Here is an 18551-nt window from a genome sequence, read left to right as displayed (position 1 = left end):
TGTACCGGCGGAGCGGCTGGACAGCTCCCCGTCACCTCGGCCGGCCCGGACGCCCCCCGGGCCGGTCAGCGAACCGCACGAGGACCCTGCGCCCGAGCCCGACGCCTGCCACGCGTCCGGGCGCATGCCCGTCGCCTTCCGGAAGAACGCCGAAGGGTCGGACGCGTCGGGTAGGCCGAGCGTGCGGGCACAGGCGGCCGCGGTGAGGCGGTCACATGGTCTGCAGGAAGTCTTCGAGGGCCTTGTTGAAGGCATCCGGGCGTTCCATGTTGGGGTAGTGGGCAGCCCCGTCGATCGACATCGCGGTGCCGGTGGTGACGGTGCGGGTGAGGCGTTCGGCCATGCCGATGTGGTCGGGTGAGTCGACGGCACCGTTGATGGCGAGCACGGGCACCTCGATCCTGGCGACACGGTCCCAGGTGTCGCGGACAGGGACGCGCAGGTCGGGTTCGTCGGGGGTGTGTTTGGACAGGGTGCTGCGGGTCATCTCGCGCAGGCGGTCGACGACCTGGGGGGCGAGATCGTCCACGGTGCGGTCCGGGCCCGCGGCGAAGAGCGTGAAGGCCTCGACGGCGGCGTCCAGGTCGCCGGCCGCCATCGCTGCTTGCCAGGTGGTCCAGGTTCGGGTGGTCCAGGGATCCGTGAAGACCGGCTCACTGGTTCCGGCGCCGCTGACGACCACGGCACTGACCAGTTCCGGATGCTCCAAGGCGGTGTCGACCGCGATGCTTCCTCCCATGGAGACGCCCACCAGGACCGCGGGGCCGATGTCCAAGTGCCGTAGCAGCGCGGCGAGGTCGTCGGTGTGCCGGAACGGTTCGGTGGCGTTGGCGGACCGGCCGTGGCCGCGGGCGTCGGGTGCGATGACGCGGTGCCGCGCGGCGAGGGTGGATATCTGGTCGTCCCACATGCGGTGGTCCAGGAAGCCACCGTGCAGCAGGACGAGGGGGTGGCCGATGCCGGTGTCCCGCCAGAACAGATCATTCATGACAACCAAGGTGTCATTCTTGGAGGGGAATGGCAACCCGGGTGTCATCATGGCGGGGTGAACGAGAGAGATACCGGCCAGGCGTCCGAGGAGCTGACGGACCGGCTCACCAAGGTGTTCGACCTGGTGGGGCCGTTGTACCGGTGCACCCACCGCAAGGTGGAGCAGGACATCTCCGCCGAAGGGCTGTCGGTCGGGGAGCGGGCCGTCCTCAGCCTGCTCCGTGACCACGGACCCATGACCGTCCCCCAGATGGGTCGGGCGCAGGCGCTCAGCCGCCAGTTCGTCCAGCGCATGGTCAATGACGCGGCCGCGAGAGGTCTTGTCGAGTCCGCCCCCAACCCGGCCCACCAGAGATCGTCCCTCATCCGACTGACCGAACAGGGCCGGGCTGCCATCGCCGCCGTCATCCGGCGCGAACGCACAGTGCTGCGCCAGGCGGGCGGTGACCTCACCGAGACCGAGGTCGAGGCCTGCCTCCGAGTCCTCTCCCGCCTCCTCGAGGTCATGGGCAACGCCGACGTCGACTGAACCGGACCGTACGAGGCCAGGGAGATCGCTTTGCGGGGAGGGCACCGCAACCGGCCGGGGGGAATTCGAGCGGATCGCTGTCCGAAGGCTCCTGGATCCGCGTCGATAAGACGGATCGGCGTCTTCTGTCAGCCGTGCGGACGTCGTTGCGGGGCGCCGACCTGCGGTTCCCGTCCCCGGAGGCCCTCCGGGGACGAGCCCCGGAGGGCTTCGGCACGCGGGCCGCGGTACCCGGCGTCCGGCGGCGACGCCGGTGTCGGACCTGCTGCGTAGCTGAACCGGTGGCTTCGCGTGCCGCCGGCCGGCGCGGCCGACGGGGTGTCACGACGCGACAGCTCGGGGTGGTCACGCTCATGCGCAAGACGTTCGACATCGCCGAAGAGCTCAAGAACCACAACGCGGACGAGCCGCGGTTCGAGGTGTGAACCGGCGAGACGATACACCGCTCGGACGGACGGTCAATCCCGGGTTCGCAACCGGGTTCGACCAGGTCCGGAGCATGTGGACGGCCGCCGCCGAATGAGGGGCGGGCCGTCCCCGGGGCGGTGGTGTTCGTCTGCGGGCGGGTGCCGAGCGCGGTGTTGAGGGCGGTCTTCTCGGCGTCGGTGTCGGAGGGACCGGGGGCGTGCACGGTGCCGGCCCAGGTGCGGATCGGTGTACCAGTAGCCGGTGACCGGCGGGCCTGGTGCCGCGGTGAAGCAACCACCACCGTGCGTCGTCCTCCGTGCCGTCGGCACGGGGGCGCCGACAGCCGCCTCTTCGAGGCGAGTGCCCACCCGTCGACAGAGGGGTGGGAGCGCGCTGACAACGACGGACACCCTCTTGTTAATGCCATTTCACATTACTATTGTACTGCTGAGAACGCGCCCCCTTCGAGTTCCAGCACACCCCAGCCTCCGCCCCCACAGGAGCCCCGGTGTCCCATCGGCATCGCCCGCAGTCGCCCGTCAGCGGTTCGGACTGCCCCCGCCCTTCCTTCGCCCGGCGAGAGTTGCGCCGCTGAGCCGGCCACCGCGCCACCCCGCAGCGCGACCCGTCGTCCGCGCACCTTCCCGCGCCGCCCTCGGCGATCCCCTGTACTCCCGTCGCATTCCGTGCCCCACAACGGGACCGGCGCACGGGAGCGAGACCGGCCGGTCCTTCCACCCGGCCGGACCCCGGCGGCGGGCCGGCTTCCATGTGCCGCCCATCCGGGGGCAGTCGCCGCATGCGGCGCGGTCCGAACGGCCGCATCCGGCGACCTTCGCAGGACACCTCCCTTCACCCCACACCCCCACAGGAGCCCTGGTGCTGTCCAGCTCGACCGTACGAAACGGCCTGCTCGCCGTTGCCCTGACCACTGCCCTCGCCTCGCCGCTGATCCAGAGTCAGCACGCCACGGCCGCCCGACCGAGCACGAGCGCCGTCACGCAGGCGCACCCCGGCGCGGCCGGACCAGTGGGCGACATCGCCCACTCCGCCACCGCCGGCGGTGGTTCCGCGCTGCCGGCGCCGCAGGGCTGGGAGGGCGGCGAACAGCTCCAGCCCACCACCGGCACCGCGCAGCAGGGCGGCAGTCCCACGGCCGATCCGAGCACCGCGGCCCTCGCTGCGCAGCACGCCGCCTGCACCCCCGAGGCCTTCACCGCGCTCGATCCCACCGCCCTGGTCGATTTCCTCACCGATCCCGGGCACACCTACCAGGGCTGTCTGCGACCGCTGCTGATCGACTGGAACGTCCAAACCGCCAAGGTCATGACCCCCGCCCACGTGCGGGCCGTGGCCGCGAGAGTCAGCGAGCTGGCCCCGCGCTTCGACAGCGCCAACAACCTCAACCAGCAGGAACTCTGGTACTACCTGCACATCGCGGTCTACTTCGACTTCTCCCACGACGAGATCGATCTCCACGACGCCGCGACGGCGGCCGCCGTCGACCGTGCGATCCGCGACTACACCGGCAACCCGCGCGTCTTCGAGCCCACCACCAGCAATGGCGCGACCATGGGCGAGCTCCTGCAGACCAGCACCGCCCCCGGCCTGCGCGTCGCCCGGCTCCCGCTGGTCAAGCAGATCGTGCGCACGCTCGCCCCCGGCAGCCGGACCATCGGCGACACCGGCTGGAACTGGGCCGTCCAGGGCGCCCTCCAGATCAATTTCCAAGGCATCTCGAACGTCGGCGAGGACCCGCAGGGCCTCTTCCGTGCCGCCGTCGCGGCCGACGCGGACTACCGCGCGGCCTTCAACGCCTACGCCGGTTACTCCCACCTCAAGGGCACCACGAGCGAGTGGGCCGTCGCCGACGCCCTGCTGGAGTACGGCCGCTTCGGCGAGATCGACGCCCTCAAGGCGGAGTTGACCTCGCAGGCCGGATCGGTGTTCCAGCAGGTCGAGTCCGTCTTCGGGCGGATGAGCAACCCCTGGAAGAACCTCCTCCTGCCGCTCAACCGGCTCGGCGTGTGCCGGCAGTACGGGGTCTGTCGCGCCGACATCGAGCGGATGGTCTTCCCCTCCACCTACAGCTACGACAACGGCACGCTCGTCGTGCGCACCGCCCTCGACCGTGCCACCGCCGACCAGCTCTACTACGCCACCAAGCAGGTCAAGGCGCAGTTCTTCCGCACCCTCGGGACGGACCAGCAGCTGCCCGGCGACGACCACCCCGTCCTCACCGTCCAGCTCTACGACACCAAGTCCAACTACCGGGCCCTCCAGTCCCTCCTGTTCGGCATCGGCGACGTCGAGAACGGCGGCATGTTCATCGAGGAGAACTCCACCTTCTATACCTACCAGCGCACCACCGCAGAGTCGTACTTCTCCCTGGAGGAGCTCTTCCGCCACGAGTACGTCCACTACCTCAACGCCCGCTGGGCCATACCCGAGTCCGGTTACACCACGCGCTGGCCCGGCGCCGCGACCTTCGCCATGAACGAGGGCACCGCCGAGTACTTCGCCGGGTCCACCGCCAAGGACGGCGTCAAGGCCCGCAAGTACATGGTCCGCCAGGTCGGCTGGGACGACCAGGCCGGCACCCCCCGTCTGACCGTGGACCAGATCCTCCACGCCACCTGGGAGAACCAGGGCTTCCGCGCCTACCCGTACGCGGCGACCTTCTTCAACCTCCTCGGTGAGAAGCACCCCGACCGACTCGCCGAGATGTACCGCCTGCTGCGCGCCGACGACAGGGCCGGCTACGACGCCTGGCGCGACCGTCTCGGCCACGACAACGCACTCCAGGCCGAGTACACCGCCTACCTGAACACGCAGGTCCCCCAGGCCGACAACCTGTACGTCCCGGTGACCACCTACACACCCAACGCCAACCTCGACTACGCCACGGCCCCCGAGGTCCAGTCGGCGTTCGCCGCCGCCACCGGCAACACCCCGGTCTGCAAGGACAACGGCGACTGGGACAACAAGATGCGCTTCAGCTGCACCGGCCGCATCACCGCCAGCCTCACCAACACCCTCGACGCCGGCCGGACCCGCCAGGACATGGCCGCCACCGTCGACTACTTCCTCGTCGGCCGCGCCGGAGCCGCCGCCGACAACCTGGCCGACATGAACTGCTGGTTCGGCAAGGTCGACGTCTGGCCCTCCGGCCGGGCCGGCACCGCCGACTACACCTGCGAAGGCCCGCTCCGCCGCTGACACACCCTGCACGAGCCGTCGCCGGTCCCCTCGGGCCGACGGCGGCCAAGGGTCGGTTCACGGCACGAGGGACCGGCGACGGCTCTCCGTGCGCTTCGACGCGGCTGCGCCCCGGCCCGGTCCTGTTGGTCTCCCCGCCTGTCCGGTGGCGGTCGGCGTTGGCCGGGGCGCAGCGTGACGGTGCTTCGTAAGGCCGGAGTGCACCCGGACGGGTGGTCTTCGCTCTTCTGCCGGGTGCCTCGCCCATGGCGAGCCGAGGAGTTGGGAACCGGTACCGCGCCGGACGTACCGGCGTTTCTCACGCAAGGACTCATGATGCGTCTTCGTAACACGCTGATCGCGGCGGCGGGTGCCCTGCTGATCACGATGTCGGTGCCGACCTCCGCGCACGCGGCCGTCGGCGATTTCCTCTACAAGGTCGGCCGGGGCGTTCCGGCCGGGCTCGCCGACCCGGAGAGTGGCAAGTGCATCAACCTGTTCGGGGCGACCGAGGACCACCCGGCCTTTGCGCCGGACAACCTCACCACCTCCACGGCCACGGTGTTCCTCGACTTCGACTGCAACGGTGACACCTACTACGTGATGAACCCCGGCAAGAAGCGCGGCGACCGGCTGAAGCTCCGCTCGGTGATCTTCTCCTGACCGGCGCGGCCGTTCTGGCAAGGTATCCGGGCGGCTGACCTGTAGGGTTCCCCGTCTGCCGTGTGCGCGGCAGACGGGGAACCCTGCGCGTGGGGCCGTGCTCGGCGCGGGCGCCTGGTCGTGCGCTCACCCGGTGAGGGGACCTGCGGCTCGGATCTGCGCTCGCCTGAACGACTCGTCGTTGTCGAACAGTTCGGCTCTCTCGACGACGACGTGCTCCAGCCCGACCTCATCCTGTCCTTTCATGGCCTGCGCCTTGCCCGAGCTGGTGACGAATGGTGAGCTTCCCGCAGGTCTCTGGCCACTTTCACCACAGGCTCTGGCGGCCGGCCGTCGGAGGCCACTCGCGGCGCAGGAGACCGAAGACCCAGGAGTCGGAGACATCGCCGTTGACGACGCAGTCCTCGCGGAGGGTGCCTTCGCGGACAAAGCCGAGCTTCTCCAGTACCCGGGCGGATGCCACGTTGCGGGTGTCGGTCTCGGCCTGGACACGGTTCAGGTCCAGGGTGTCGAACGCCCACCGCAGGACGGCATACGCGCTCTCCGTGGCGTAGCCGTGGCCCCACGCGGCGGCATCGAAGACGTAGCCCAGGGACGCACTGCGGAAGTCCGGGTTCCAGCTGGTCAGCCCGCACCAGCCGATGAACGCCCCGTCGCGGTCGACGGCCACCCTCGCTCCCGTACCTTCCTCCTCGATCGTCCGGCAGGCCGCGATGAAGCGCTGCGCCCGGGCCGGCTCGGTCCAAGGGGGAGAGTCCCAGTAACGCAGCACGTCGGCGCTGCTGTGCAGCGCGTAGAGCGGCGCCGCGTCGGCGTCGGCGAACGGCCTCAGTCGCAAGCGGGCGGTGCGCAGCTCGGGGGTGGGCAAGGTCATGCGGAGCATCCTGCCGCGTCACCCTCGTCCCGGCCACCTGTTTGTCCGAACGCAGCCCCTGATCAGGAGTCCGACACTCGCGTTCTCATCAGTCCCGGTCCAGGCTTGGTGCCCAGTGGTGCCCAGTGGTGCCCAGGAACCATCCACCCGGCCGAAGCCAGGAAGCGATCCGCTCCAGCAGGGCGGGCTTGTTCCTCCCACGGGATACGGATCAGCGCGGGGTGCCTCGGCTCCAGGGTCAGGGGGTCATGTGCAGGCGCAGGGTCAGGCCGCCTTCGGTGGCGCGGATTTCGACGAGGTCACAGAGCTGGTGGATCATCCACAGGCCGCGGCCCCCACCGGTGGAGGCGAGGCGGGGGCGGTGGCGGCCGGCGAGCGGGTCGCTCAGGTGCCCGTCGTCGTGGATCTCCGCGATCACCGCTGCGTTCTCCCCGGTCCACAGGCGCAGGGTGCCGCTGCCGCCGCCGTGGGCCAGGGAGTTGGCGGTGGCTTCGCTGACGGCGAGCACGAGGTCGCCCTGGCGCGCGGGTGTCAGGGCGGTGCTCCGGGCCCAGGTTTCGGCGTGGTGGCGGATCTGTGCCAGCTGGCCGGTGCTGTAGGCGAGTGCCGTGGCGCCGACGGGTTCGGGCAGCGGCTGGTCGCAGTCGGCGCTGACCAGGGCGGGGTCGGCGTAGAGCGCGCTGGTGAGATCCTTGCCGTCGTCCCAGAGGGTGGGGTGGGTGCGGCGGGCGTCCGCGACGACGGCCATCGGCAGCGCGGTGACGTCGTAGGGGCACAGGATGGTGGCGCTGCGGCGGGCGAACGCGGTGTTGATGAGGGCCTCGTGGCGGGTGGCTTCGAGGATTTCGGCGTGGCTGCGTCCGGCCCAGATCGGTTCGCCGACGATGCGTGCGGCCCGGCCCGGGTGGCGGTCGGCGAAGCCTTGCAGCGCGGCGAGGATCCGTCCGGGGTTACGGCCCAGGATCGTCATGTCGACGAACTCGACGCCGTCCCCGGTGTCGCCGAGCGCCGGCCGAAGGGCTTCCAGTTGGTAGGCGGGGACGGCGATGAGGCAGGGCTCGCCTGCGGCCAGGGCGGCGCGGGCGAAGGAGCCGACGGTGGCCACGTACTCGCCGGTGGTGCGGTAGAACAGCGCCGGGTGTACGAAGGGGCCCGCGGAGACGACGGGGCGCGCGGTATCGGTCATGCCGTCGTCTCCAGATCCCTGCAGTCTTCGGGGAACATCTGCGCCACGGTGCGCAGTGAGGGGGGTGCGTGGTGCAGGACCAGGCGCCGGTCCTGCCCGGCCAGTACGGCGGTGGTCCGGGCCAGCGCGGCGGCTGCGGCGGTGTCGGTGAAGTCGACGCCGCGAAGGTCCAGGTGCACCACGGGCAGCGGCAGGCGGCAGACGGCCGCGAGGATCTCGGCGAGTTCTGTCCTGCTGTCCCAGTCGGCGCTTCCCGAAAGGCGCATCCGGCCGCCTGGCCGCAGCGGCCGGGCCGTCAGCCTGGCGTCGTTGCCCGGCACGCCGGCGTTCCCGAGGTCGTGGTGGGTGGCGGCGGCGAGCGCGGCGGGGGAGCGGGTGGCGGCCTGAGCGGTGTAGAGGCAGATCCCGGTGACGGGCAGGTCCGTGAAGACTTCGGTGTCCAGGCGCAGTTCGTATTCGAGGAGGCGGTCCGCGCCCGGTACGTGCTGGGTGGCCCAGTCCATCTCTCCGATGACGCGCAGGCCGCTCCACCCCTGGGCCAGAGCCAGGCGGCAGCTGTCCCGCAGGCCGGTGATCATCAGGTCCGGGTCGAAGGGCAGGTGCCGCAGGTAGGAGTCGGCGGCGCTGCGCACCCTCAGCTGCTCCCGCTCGACTGCCGCCCGAAGGTCGCGTCCGTCGGCGCGTGCCCGGTCGGTCACTTCCAGCGGGGTATGGGTGTGGGCGTAGTACAGCACCTGCTGGCCGAGGGCGATTCCCTCGCGGAGGAGGTCTCCCAGCTGGAGGGCCCAGTGGCTCTCGTCGGCGTAGGTGCGACACAGGTGCCCACCACGGCGTACGGGCAGGTCACCGTCCGTCTTCCGGCCCACCGGTTCCTCCTCGGCTCACTCCGCCCGGCCGCCCCGCTGCCGGCAACCGCGACGCGAGCCTACAAGAGCGGTCGCCGACCGTGACCGCGGGCACCGGAGGTGGTACCTGGCAGGGCCGGGAAGAGGACGGCCCGGTGCTGCGACGGGTGCGGCGCGGGCCCGCGCTACCGCCCCGCGCGGTCTTCACCGTATTGTCACGCCCGGAGGCAGCCGCCCCGGGGACCGCGAGGAAGGCACGGACAGATGAACACCGAGGGAGACGACCGCACGGCCGACCGGCCTGCGCCCGCCGAGCCGGTGGCAGCGAGGCAGGGGTCTGTGGTGAGTCGCTTGGAAGGCGACCTGGACCTGGACCACGCGGACGCCGCGCGCGCCGTGCTGGGCGAGGCCCTGGCGAGTCCCGCCGGCGTCGTGGTCGTCGACTTGGAGGCGGTCCGGTTCTGCGACTCCTCCGGGCTGAACCTGCTGCTGCAGACCCGGCTGACGCTCCAGGAGACGGGCCGTCGGCTGCGGCTGGCCGCCGTCCCCGCCCAGGTGGCACGGCTGCTGGAGATCACCGGCGCGTCCGAGGTCTTCGACCTGTACGCCGGCGTCGCCGACGCCGTCGAGGGCTGCTGAGACCGTCCACCCGCCGGGAGCGAAGCCAAGGTGTGTCCCGGCATTCTCAGGGCACGCGCCCAACGACGTTCCGATTCGATCTCGCCCCGTTCGACCGGTCTGTGAGGGATGGTAGATGGCTAGCGACAGGGACCTCCCCGGGGCCTGCCCGACGGGCCCGCCGCCCGCCGGGCAGGTCAGACGCCTGAGGCTGCTCGGCGTCCCCGGCCAGGTCTCCCGTGGGCGGGAGTTCACCCGTCGGGCCCTGGCGGACTGGCACGCCCAGAACTGCGACGACGTCCTGCTGCTCGTCAGCGAACTCCTGGCCAACGCCGTCCTGCACGCCGGCGGCGCCCGGGAACTGGTGCTGCACACCGCCCCCGCCCGGTTGCGGATCGAGGTCACGGACGCCAGCCCGGACCTCCCCCGCCCGCGGGAGCCGCGCGCCCCGGGCCTGCCGGGCGGCCACGGCCTGAACATCGTCGCCAAGCTCGCCGACCGCTGGGGAGCCGACTCCCACGCGGACGGCAAATCGGTGTGGCTGGAGATCGACACCCCCCGCCCCGCCGCTCCTTGAGCACCTCCGACGAGCTCGAGCAGCACCTGGACCGGGTCCCGACCGTCGCGGAGCTCTCCGTCCGCCTTCAGGTGAGCGAGGAGGACGTCATCGAGGCGCTCACCGCGAGCAACGGCTACACGGCGGGCTCCTTGGACACGCAGCTCGAGGCAGCCTCGCCGGCGAGCACCCTCATGCGCAGGCTCGGCTTCGAAGACGCGCGGCTCTCCCGCGTCGAGGACCTCCACGCCCTCAAGCCGCTCATCGCCGCCCTGCCCCACCGCGACCGCACGATCATCTCGCTACGCTTCGGCGAGGAACTGACGCAAGCGCAGATCGGGCAGCGGCTCGGCATCTCGCAGATGCACGTCTCCCGGCTGCTGTCCCGGGCTCTGGCGACTTTGCGCAGCGGGCTGTTGCACGACGGCCACTGAGCACGTCAGCGCATCGGCACGGCATGCGGGCACCGCCGCCCGGCACGCGCACCGGGCCCTGAGGGGGCGGGGAGATCCTGGGAACTCCCGCCCGTCCACCACACGACCGTTGGTCCGGCACCTGCGCCGTACTCCCGGCTTCGCCGCCCGTGCCCGCCGGATCCCGGAGGCGAAGGCCAGCGCGCCAGTCCCTCGTCCCGCATCCGGCCCGGCCACCGCCGTTGCCCCGTGCGCGTGACATGCTCGTTGCATGAGGGAGCAGGAATGGGCGGCACGACGGCTGCCCGCGGGCCCGCCGGCGCAGGACGACCACGCCGCGGCGGTGGTCCAACGCGTCCTGGCAGCCCTCTCCGGGTCGGTGGTCTTCCTCCTCCCGGAGCGCGGGCCCCTCGGCGAGGTGACAGACTTCCGCTTCGCCACCGCCTCACCCGATGCCGTGGACGTCGCCGGCCGCCACGGTCCCGACCTGGTGGGGCGGAGCGTGCTGGAGACCTACCCAGGGGTGGCGGGGACAGACCTGTGGCGGGGCTACCTCCGGGCGCTGCAGACCGGGGCGGGGTACGAGGGCGACCTGGAGTACGAGGAGACAGCAGCCGGCATTCCGCGCCTGTCCCGCTACCGGGTCCGGGCCGTTCCCTGTGAGGGTGGGCTCATCGTCTCCTGGGAGCGCCTCGACCGAGCCGAACGCGAGCAGCGCCGTCTCGCCCTGATGCAGCGCCTGGGGCGGATGGGCTGGGTGGACCGGGACCTGGTCCGCGGTGAGGTCACCTGGTCCGATGAGGTGTATTCCGTTTTCGGCCGGGACCGGCCGGCAGGACCCTTGACGCTGGAAGCACTGGCCGCCCAGGCCGTGAGTGAGGACCGCCCCGAGCTGGACGACGCGATCCGGCGCCTCCTGGGATCCGGCGAGCCGGTCGACCACACCTTCCGCATCCAGCTTCCATCCTCGGAGGTCCGGCATGTGCGGGTCGTCTCCGAGGCCGAGACCGACGCCCTGGGCCGACCGGTTCACCTCCACGGCTTCTTCCAGGACATCACCGCAGCCAAGCACGCCGAACAGCAACTGCTGGAGCAGCAGCAGCACGCGCTCGCCCAGCAGCTCCTGCTGACCGCCGAACGGGACCTGGCCGCCCGCCTCCAGGACACCCTCCTCCCCGTCCCCCAGCAGACCCTCCACCTGGCCGGCCTGACCGTCGACGTCGCCTACCAGCCCCTCCAGGAAGGCCTCAACCTCGGCGGCGACTGGTACAGCGCCATCGAACTACCCGACGGCAACGCCCTGCTCGTCGTCGGCGACGTCGCCGGCCACGGACTCGACGCGGTCGCCACCATGGCCCTGCTGCGGTTCACCGCCAAGGGCATGGCCATCACCGGCACACCCCTGCCCACCATCCTCACCCGGCTCAACACCCTGCTCCTCCACACAGCGGACCGCGAAAGCCGGACCGCCACCATGATCATGGCCGTCTACCAGCCCGCCGCCTCCCGGCTGACCTGGGTCCGGGCCGGGCACCTCCCGCCCCTGCTCCTGCGCGCCGGCGAAGCCCGCCTCCTGCCCGCGCCCGGCGGCATACTCCTCGGTGCGACCGCCACGCCCCACTACGACGCGGCCACCCTCGACCTGCTGCCCGGCGACCACCTGCTCCTGTACACCGACGGCCTCGTGGAAACCCCTGAAGAGCCCATCGACGAGAGCCTCGCCCGACTGACACGGACCGCACCGGCGCACGCCGGCGCCCCGGACTTCTTGACTTCACTCATGCAGGCGCTCGCTCGCCCGGGCGGGCGGCACGACGACGTCTGCGCTCTCCATATCAGCCGCTGACCGCCCGACTCGGAGCTCTCTCCACGGGATTCCCGTGGCTCGCCCGCCGTGCGCCATACCGGAGGGCGATGACGGGCTCGGGGCCCCGGCCGCTGTCCGCACCACGGACAGCGGCCGGCCATCCGCGAGGCTCGACCAGCTCTCGGCCTTCGCCGCCGAGGTCACCCGGGTGGCCCGCGAGGTCGGCAGCGAGGGACGGCTCGGCGGCCAGGCCGGAGGGCGAGGGCGTCTCCGGGACCTGGAAGCGGCTCACCGAGAACGTCAACGAGCTGGCCGGCAACCTGACCCGCCAGGTCCGGGCCAGTTCGCCGGGTGAGCCGACGGTGGCAGGTCGAACGCACCCACGCCTGGCAGAACGCGTTTCAGCGTGGCGCCCGTTGACGTCGCTCACCGACCGGTGGGGTCAGACATGTTCCGGTTCGCTCGTCTCCTCGACGGCTGCGGCTCGGGCGCGGCGGCGGCCCAGCAAGGCGCAGCCCACGGTCACCAGGCCGATGGCGATGACCCTGGCGGCCTGGTAGTAGCCGGAGGCCGGTTCCTCCGGGGTGCCGGGCAGCCTGAAGGAGACCCATGCTGCCGCGACGCCTCCGAAGGCGATCAGTGCGATGGCCCCCCACGTCCCGAGTCCCGGCCCCCAGGGCTCCGGGACGTGGCGCCGCTCGTTGGTCCGCTCGACGTCCTTGTCGGCCACGGCTCTTTCTCCTGCGGTGTGGTGGGGGTCGAGAGGGAGGACGCGGGCCCGGACGGAAGGTCCACCGGGCCAGGCGCCCGCTCAGAGCTGGTCGTAGATGGCGGCGAGTTGCCGCAGGACGTCGGTCGCGGTGTCCAGGGCGGTGGTTTCGTGGCGTGCGAGTGCGGTGTCGAGCGCCTGGGCCAGGGCGGTCTGGCGTTCGTGGTGGCGGCGTCGGCCGGTGTCGGTGAGGGTGACCAGGACGGACCTCTTGTCGTCTGCGGGGCGTTCACGGGTGACGTAGCCGGCCGCGGCTAGGCCGTTGACCAGTTGGGTGGTGGCCGCGCCGGTGGTCTCGGTGGCGGCGGCCAGCCGGCCGATCGGCAGTGGGCCGGTGTCGGCCAGGACGCGTAGCGCTCGCGCGTGGGTGAGGGAGAGGGCGCCGGGGGTGCGGGTGGCGCGTCCGCGCAGGCGGGAGTCGGCCGCGCTGAGGCTGTAGGCGGCGCGGGCGAGCCGGTCGAGGGCCGCGTCGCGGGTTGGATCGGGCATCGGAGGGTCTCCGTGTCGCTGATCGGGGGCGGGTTGACATCCAGCCTATCCTAAGTACTTATTGATTAAGTACTTAGGTGTTGCCGAACGGAACACCTCGCATCCCCTTCACGTGAGGACACCTGTCATGACCGCACGATCCACCGGCCAGAGCTGGGCCCTGGACATCGCCCTCGCCCAGGGCGGATTCGACGCCCTGCACCCCCAGGCGAAGGGCACCCTCGAGCAGCTCGGCCACGACCACACCGACTTCGACAAGGTCTTCGACCTGGTGCGGAGCGGCGTGATGCTCCCCAAGGCCTGGGCCACCATCGCTGGGCAGGCCGAGGAGCGCGCCGCCCACCACGAGCGCGGCGGCTTCGCCCAGACCGCCGCCGACCTCTACGTGCGCGCCGCGGTGATGTGGGGCCGCGCCCAGTACTCGATCTTCGACGCCAACGACCCGCGCAAGCTCGCCTTCCGCGAGCACGCCAACCACTGCGTCGAGCGCTTGGGCGCACTGCGTGACAATCGGGTACGACGCGTCGTCCTCGACTTCGAGGGCAAGCAGATCTTCGCCCTCATCCACCTGCCGGCCGGAGACGTCAGGAACGCCCCCGCGGTGATCCTCGGCCCGGGGATGGACATGATCAAGGAGGACTACATCTACGCGGCGGAGCGGTACTACACCTCTCGCGGCATCGTGGCACTGTCCATCGAGGGCCCCGGCCAGGGCGAGAGCCGGGCCAACGGGCTGACCGTCGACCTCACCAACTACGAGCGCGCCATCAGCCGCTACATCGACCACCTGGCCTCGCTGCCGGAGGTCGACGCGGCCCGGATCGGCATGTTCGGCATCTCGATGAGCGGCTACTGGGGCTCCCGCGCCGCCGCCACCGACCACCGCCTCGCCGCGCTGGCCGCCTTCGAAGCCGTCACCGGCGACTTCACCACCATCTTCGAGCGCGCCCAGCCCACCTTCAAGAACAACTACATGTTCATGGCCGGCTACACCGACGAGGACGCCTTCGACACCGAGTTGGTCGCCCGGATGCCGCTGGGCGACCTCGTCCGGGAGATTACCTGCCCGGTCGTGTACGGCATCGGTGAGTTCGACGAACTCACCGTGCTGGAGCAGGCGCTGGCCAACTACGAGCGGGTCCGGGCCCCCAAGGAGATGCGCGTCTACGAGAACGAGTTCCACCCGCTGGGCGGCATCGCCGCCGAGGTCTTCCGGTTCGGCGCCGAATGGGTCGAGCGCGCCCTGAACGGCGAGTACGCCGAGCCGGGCCGCGACGTGCGGCACTACGTCCACAGTGACGGCCGCACCACCGACGGCACCGCCAACCCCACCTGGTGGCTCGGTGCCACCCCGGCAGTGATCGCCGACGCCCGCTAGTACTCCAGCAGGCAGCTCAGCCGGTGTCCGTCGGACGCCGGCACGGAGGGCGAGAGTTCGATCGGGTGGCGCGGCAGCCGTCCTACCGGACGACGGACCACCTGTCCGGAGTCCCAGGCGCGGTGAGCGCCGATGCCGGGTGTCCGCTCACGATCGGCGCCGATCCGGGCAGCTCCCGCCAGGCGCCGGGTCCGGCGAACTCGGCCGGAGGTTCGACGCGTGAGCCGGGGCGCGCAAAGAGGGCGGTGGACGCCGGGCGTGCCGGGGTCCACCACCCTCGACGCGGATGGTGGGTCAGTCGTGCGGGACGACGGCGATGTCCGCCTCCGGCTGACGAGGCCCGCCACCGTCCGCACCGACCCGCGCCGCGTGGAGCGGATCCTCACCAACCTTCTCGCCAACGCCCACCGGCACGGCACCGCCCCCGTCGAAGTCACCGTCACCGGCAGCCGGATCGCCGTACGCGATCACGGACCGGGCTTCCCCGACGCCCTCCTCGCCGACGGGCCGCAGCGCTTCCGCACCGGGGCCGCCGAACGAGGCCAGGGACACGGCCTCGGCCTCACCATCGCCACCGGGCAGGCGCTCGTCCTCAACGCCCGGCTGACCTTCGCGAACGCCCCCGACGGCGGAGCCCTCGCCACCCTCGACCTCCCCGCCTCCTGACCCCTGACGCCCCCGACTCGCCCGGCACCCCCTGCGCCTGTCGGCGAGCACCCGGGAGGGCCGGGTGCGTGATGTCTGGTCGGGGGCACCGACGCTGTCGTGGACGGGGCGGTACATGGAGCGGCGGATGTCGCTGCCGAGGTGTCGCGTCCCATGCGTGGAACGGACGGGGAGTGGACGGACGCTGCTGCCGCGTGCCGTCACCGTCGAGCAGTCACCTGAGGGCGGGCCTCCCGACGCGCCTGGGCCGGAGGATGCCTGCCTTCCGGGGGAACAGGAAATCTTGCGGCCCAAAGAGCCCAGAGTGGCCTTCCCTAACCTTGGACGTGCCGAAGAATTTCCTGTTCCCGTCCTTCGTGTGGAGGACGGCGCTGGTGGTGCGGTCTGGTCGCCGCGCAACTCTTGGACCGTAAGGTACGGGGCCCGGCGAAATTCCGGAGGAGACCTACAAATCACCTCTTCGAGTGAAGCGGAGTCCGGTGTGGTCAGGGCTGCCGCAGGTGCCTATACGGTCACCCATGCGCCTGAACCCTGAATCTCCATACCGAAGTTCTGTCGTTTCATGGGAGTCGCCCAGTGCTCGATAGCCCTCTTGCCGGTCGGTGGCTACCGTATGGCCGCCGTGCTGGTACCGGGCGTGCCCGGCCTTGATCTCCGGACATGAGGATCCGCCCCGGCAACTCCGCATAGCCGACGCACGAGCCGCCGCCTGTGATCGCAAGCCGGACGATTCTGCATAAACGATGCGCTCATCCCGCAACGTCCGGCCGCGGCCTGCGGCGCCGAAACACCGGCGGTGAGATCGGCGCCGGCGAGCGTCATCGACACGTTCCCCCGTTTCCCAGAAGAGAGCGTGAAGCGACATGCCACAGCCCTTCAACCTCCCCGCCTTCTACCTGCCGTACCCGGCCCGGCTCAACCCGCACCTGGAGCAGGCCCGGGAACACTCTCGCGACTGGGCGCACGGCATGGGCATGCTGGAGGGCTCGGGCATCTGGGAGCAACGGGACCTCGACGCGCACGACTACGCGCTGCTGTGCGCCTACACCCATCCGGACTGCGACGAAGCCGAGCTGGCGCTGCTGACGGACTGGTACGTGTGGGTCTTCTTCTTCGACGACCACTTCGTGAAGACCTTCAAGCGCAGCCAGGACCGGGCCGGCGGCAAGGCCTATCTCGACCGGCTGGCCGCCTTCATGCCGCTCGACCCCGCGACTCCGGTGCCTGAGCCCCGCAACCCGGTGGAGGCAGGCCTGGCCGAGCTGTGGCTGCGCACCGCCCCTGGGACCTCGGCGGACTGGCGCGAACGCTTCGCGCTGAGCACCGAGCACTTGCTCAACGAGTCGATCTGGGAGCTGTCCAACATCAGCATCGGCCGGGTCCCCAACCCCGTCGAGTACATCGAGATGCGCCGCAAGGTCGGCGGTGCGCCCTGGTCGGCTGTGCTGGTGGAGCACGCCGCCGGGGCGGAGGTCCCGGCCGCCGTCGCACGGTCGCGGCCGCTGGAGGTGCTCCGGGACACCTTCTCGGACGCGGTGCACCTGCGCAACGACCTCTTCTCGTACCAGCGCGAGATGGAGGAGGAGGGCGAGCTGAGCAACGGCGTACTGGTACTGGAGACCTTCTTCGGGATCAGCGCGCAGGAGGCCGCCGACCGGGTCAACGACCTGCTGACGTCCCGGCTGCAGCAGTTCGAGGACACCGCGCTGACCGCGCTCGGCCCGCTGCTCGCCGAACACGGCCTCGGCGCCGACGACACCGCCCGGGTCGCGGCCTACGTCAAGGGGCTGCAGGACTGGCAGGCAGGCGGTCACGAGTGGCACCTGCGCTCCAGCCGCTACATGAACGGCGGCGGCGCCCAGGTCGGCTTGCCCCTGCCGCTGGGCACGCTCGGCACCTCGGCGATGGACATCAAGCGCGTGGTCGGCGCGACCGGGGCCAAGCGCCTGCGCAACTTCGCCTTCGTGCCGCACCAGCCCACCGGGCCCTCCCAGGTCCCCGAACTGCGGTTCCCGGCCCGGTTGCGGGTCAGCCCCCAGGTGGACCGGGTCCGAAGGGAGGTGCCCGAATGGGCCGGCCGGATGGGCATGTACGCCCCGGAGCCGCGGGCCGGCGGCCGGCGGGTGTGGACCGAGGAGACGTTCACCCGCTTCGACCTCGGCCTGCTCGGAGCGTGCACCATGCCCGACCTCACCGCCGAGCAGCTGACCGCGGCCACCTCCCTGATCGCCTGGGGCTGCTACGGGGACGACTTCTTCGACACCGCCTACGGGTGCCGGCGCGACCTCGCCGGGGCCAAGCTGGCCGCCGCCCGGCTGATGGAGATCACCTCTCCCGTGCCGACCGTTCCCATCGTGCCCGCCGACGCGCTGGAGCGCGGGCTCACCGACCTCTGGTCCCGGATCGGCACCGGCCTCACGCCCGCCGCCCGGGAGACCGTGCGCGGCCTGCTCGCCGAGCTGTTCGAGGGCTGGCTGACCGAGATCGCCAACCTCGCCCACCACCGAATCCCCGATCCGGTGGACTTCCTCGAACTGCGCCGCCGGACCGTCGGCGCCGAATTCTTCACCACTGTCCCGGCCCTGCTGCGCGGCGGGGTGCAGCGGCCGCTGTCCGACGCCGTCCGGAACAGCGGCACCGTGCGGTCCCTGGAGCGGACGGCGGCCGACCACGCCGGCCTGGTCAACGACCTCTTCTCGTACCAGCGGGAGGTCGAGTTCGAGGGGGACTTCCACAACGCCCCGCTCGTGGTGCGGCACTTCTTCGACTGCGGCTACCCGGAAGCGGCCCGGGTCGTCGCCGACCTCGCCACCGCACGCCTCGACGAGTTCGAGCATCTGGCCACCGCCGAACTGCCTTTCCTCTGCGACGACTTGGACCTCGACGGCGCAGAACGGCAGACCGTCGCCGACCACGTCGAGCGGCTCAGGACCGTCATGACCGGCAACCTGCACTGGCACGCCATCAGCGGCCGCTACCGCGAGGCCGACCTGCGTCACCACTACGGCCGCGCCCTCTCCGGCCCCACCGGCCTCGGCACCGCCGCCGCCCGCCTCCCCCGCCCGGCCGCACCGGACAGCCCCGGCGCCGGCTGCGTGTAGCGATGCCTGCGGGCCCGGCCCCCCGCGGCGGGTCTTACCCCGGAGCGGCGCTACGGCGAGC

At 71.4% G+C, this 18551-nt stretch carries 16 protein-coding genes and 2 pseudogenes; 11 read left to right on the top strand and 7 right to left on the bottom strand.

The window, feature by feature from the left end:
* Nucleotides 1-99: 99 nt before the first annotated feature.
* Together ABZ495_RS18435 and ABZ495_RS18430 are read right to left on the bottom strand one after the other, a co-directional pair.
* Nucleotides 100-213 (bottom strand): annotated as a pseudogene (locus tag ABZ495_RS18435) (AraC family transcriptional regulator); the annotation flags it as partial.
* Complete coding sequence (locus ABZ495_RS18430; RefSeq protein WP_359836869.1) at nucleotides 212-988, bottom strand: alpha/beta hydrolase; 777 nt, start codon at nucleotides 986-988, stop codon at nucleotides 212-214. The gene ABZ495_RS18430 and the pseudogene ABZ495_RS18435, both read right to left, overlap by 2 nt.
* A gap of 57 nt (nucleotides 989-1045) precedes the next feature.
* Here ABZ495_RS18430 and ABZ495_RS18425 point away from each other — a divergent pair, with 57 nt between their 5' ends.
* The 4 genes from ABZ495_RS18425 to ABZ495_RS18410 all read left to right on the top strand — a co-directional run bounded on the left by ABZ495_RS18425 (nucleotide 1046) and on the right by ABZ495_RS18410 (nucleotide 5788).
* A complete protein-coding gene (locus ABZ495_RS18425; RefSeq protein ID WP_359836867.1) occupies nucleotides 1046-1519 on the top strand; it encodes a MarR family winged helix-turn-helix transcriptional regulator in 474 nt (157 codons plus the stop codon).
* A 281-nt stretch (nucleotides 1520-1800) separates the two neighbouring features.
* The gene (locus ABZ495_RS18420) at nucleotides 1801-1944 is read left to right on the top strand and encodes a hypothetical protein (RefSeq protein ID WP_359836865.1); all 144 of its coding nucleotides are present in this window, start codon (nucleotides 1801-1803) and stop codon (nucleotides 1942-1944) included.
* A gap of 862 nt (nucleotides 1945-2806) precedes the next feature.
* Entirely contained in the window at nucleotides 2807-5146 is a 2340-nt protein-coding gene (locus ABZ495_RS18415; protein ID WP_359836863.1) for a collagenase, read from the top strand.
* Nucleotides 5147-5461: 315 nt separating this feature from the next.
* Entirely contained in the window at nucleotides 5462-5788 is a 327-nt protein-coding gene (locus ABZ495_RS18410) for a hypothetical protein (protein ID WP_359836861.1), read from the top strand.
* 307 nt (nucleotides 5789-6095) lie between these two features.
* Here ABZ495_RS18410 and ABZ495_RS18405 read toward each other — a convergent pair whose 3' ends face one another.
* The 3 genes from ABZ495_RS18405 to ABZ495_RS18395 all read right to left on the bottom strand — a co-directional run bounded on the left by ABZ495_RS18405 (nucleotide 6096) and on the right by ABZ495_RS18395 (nucleotide 8714).
* Nucleotides 6096-6662 carry a GNAT family N-acetyltransferase gene (locus ABZ495_RS18405; RefSeq protein ID WP_359836858.1) on the bottom strand — a complete coding sequence of 189 codons (567 nt, stop codon included), beginning with the start codon at nucleotides 6660-6662 and terminating at the stop codon, nucleotides 6096-6098.
* Nucleotides 6663-6900: 238 nt separating this feature from the next.
* Nucleotides 6901-7848, bottom strand: coding sequence for a sensor histidine kinase (locus tag ABZ495_RS18400; protein ID WP_359836856.1), 948 nt, complete (start codon nucleotides 7846-7848; stop codon nucleotides 6901-6903).
* A complete protein-coding gene (locus tag ABZ495_RS18395; RefSeq protein WP_359836854.1) occupies nucleotides 7845-8714 on the bottom strand; it encodes an MEDS domain-containing protein in 870 nt (289 codons plus the stop codon). The genes ABZ495_RS18400 and ABZ495_RS18395 overlap by 4 nt, the downstream gene beginning before the upstream one ends.
* 243 nt (nucleotides 8715-8957) lie before the next feature.
* On the opposite strand from ABZ495_RS18395, the gene ABZ495_RS18390 reads away from it, so the two are divergent.
* From ABZ495_RS18390 to ABZ495_RS18375, 4 genes are all read left to right on the top strand, one after another.
* A complete protein-coding gene (locus tag ABZ495_RS18390) occupies nucleotides 8958-9332 on the top strand; it encodes an STAS domain-containing protein (protein WP_359836852.1) in 375 nt (124 codons plus the stop codon).
* Nucleotides 9333-9447: 115 nt separating this feature from the next.
* Nucleotides 9448-9888 (top strand): ATP-binding protein, encoded by a 441-nt coding sequence (locus ABZ495_RS18385; RefSeq protein WP_359836850.1) that lies wholly within the window; start codon nucleotides 9448-9450, stop codon nucleotides 9886-9888.
* On the top strand, nucleotides 9885-10301 hold the full coding sequence (locus ABZ495_RS18380) for a sigma-70 family RNA polymerase sigma factor (protein ID WP_359836848.1): 417 nt from the start codon (nucleotides 9885-9887) through the stop codon (nucleotides 10299-10301). Before ABZ495_RS18385 ends, ABZ495_RS18380 begins: the two co-directional genes overlap by 4 nt.
* Before the next feature lie 250 nt (nucleotides 10302-10551).
* Entirely contained in the window at nucleotides 10552-12126 is a 1575-nt protein-coding gene (locus ABZ495_RS18375; RefSeq protein WP_359836846.1) for a SpoIIE family protein phosphatase, read from the top strand.
* Nucleotides 12127-12529: 403 nt separating this feature from the next.
* On the opposite strand, the gene ABZ495_RS18370 is transcribed toward ABZ495_RS18375, so the two are convergent.
* A complete protein-coding gene (locus ABZ495_RS18370) occupies nucleotides 12530-12817 on the bottom strand; it encodes a hypothetical protein (RefSeq protein ID WP_359836844.1) in 288 nt (95 codons plus the stop codon).
* A gap of 81 nt (nucleotides 12818-12898) precedes the next feature.
* A complete protein-coding gene (locus tag ABZ495_RS18365) occupies nucleotides 12899-13345 on the bottom strand; it encodes a MarR family transcriptional regulator (protein ID WP_359836842.1) in 447 nt (148 codons plus the stop codon).
* Nucleotides 13346-13472: 127 nt separating this feature from the next.
* Here ABZ495_RS18365 and ABZ495_RS18360 point away from each other — a divergent pair, with 127 nt between their 5' ends.
* From ABZ495_RS18360 to ABZ495_RS18350, 3 genes and pseudogenes are all read left to right on the top strand, one after another.
* Nucleotides 13473-14723 (top strand): alpha/beta hydrolase, encoded by a 1251-nt coding sequence (locus ABZ495_RS18360; RefSeq protein WP_359836840.1) that lies wholly within the window; start codon nucleotides 13473-13475, stop codon nucleotides 14721-14723.
* 348 nt (nucleotides 14724-15071) lie between these two features.
* Nucleotides 15072-15389: pseudogene (locus tag ABZ495_RS18355) on the top strand (ATP-binding protein); the annotation flags it as partial.
* Between the two features lie 863 nt (nucleotides 15390-16252).
* Nucleotides 16253-18490: a germacradienol/geosmin synthase gene (locus ABZ495_RS18350; protein ID WP_359836838.1), complete on the top strand. Its 2238-nt coding sequence runs from the start codon at nucleotides 16253-16255 to the stop codon at nucleotides 18488-18490.
* Nucleotides 18491-18551 lie beyond the last annotated feature (61 nt).

It is taken from the genome of Kitasatospora sp. NPDC005748 (assembly GCF_040630735.1).
GTDB lineage: Bacteria > Actinomycetota > Actinomycetes > Streptomycetales > Streptomycetaceae > Kitasatospora.
Note: the sequence above shows the minus strand (reverse complement) of the source record. Positions and strands in the feature narration are given on the sequence as shown.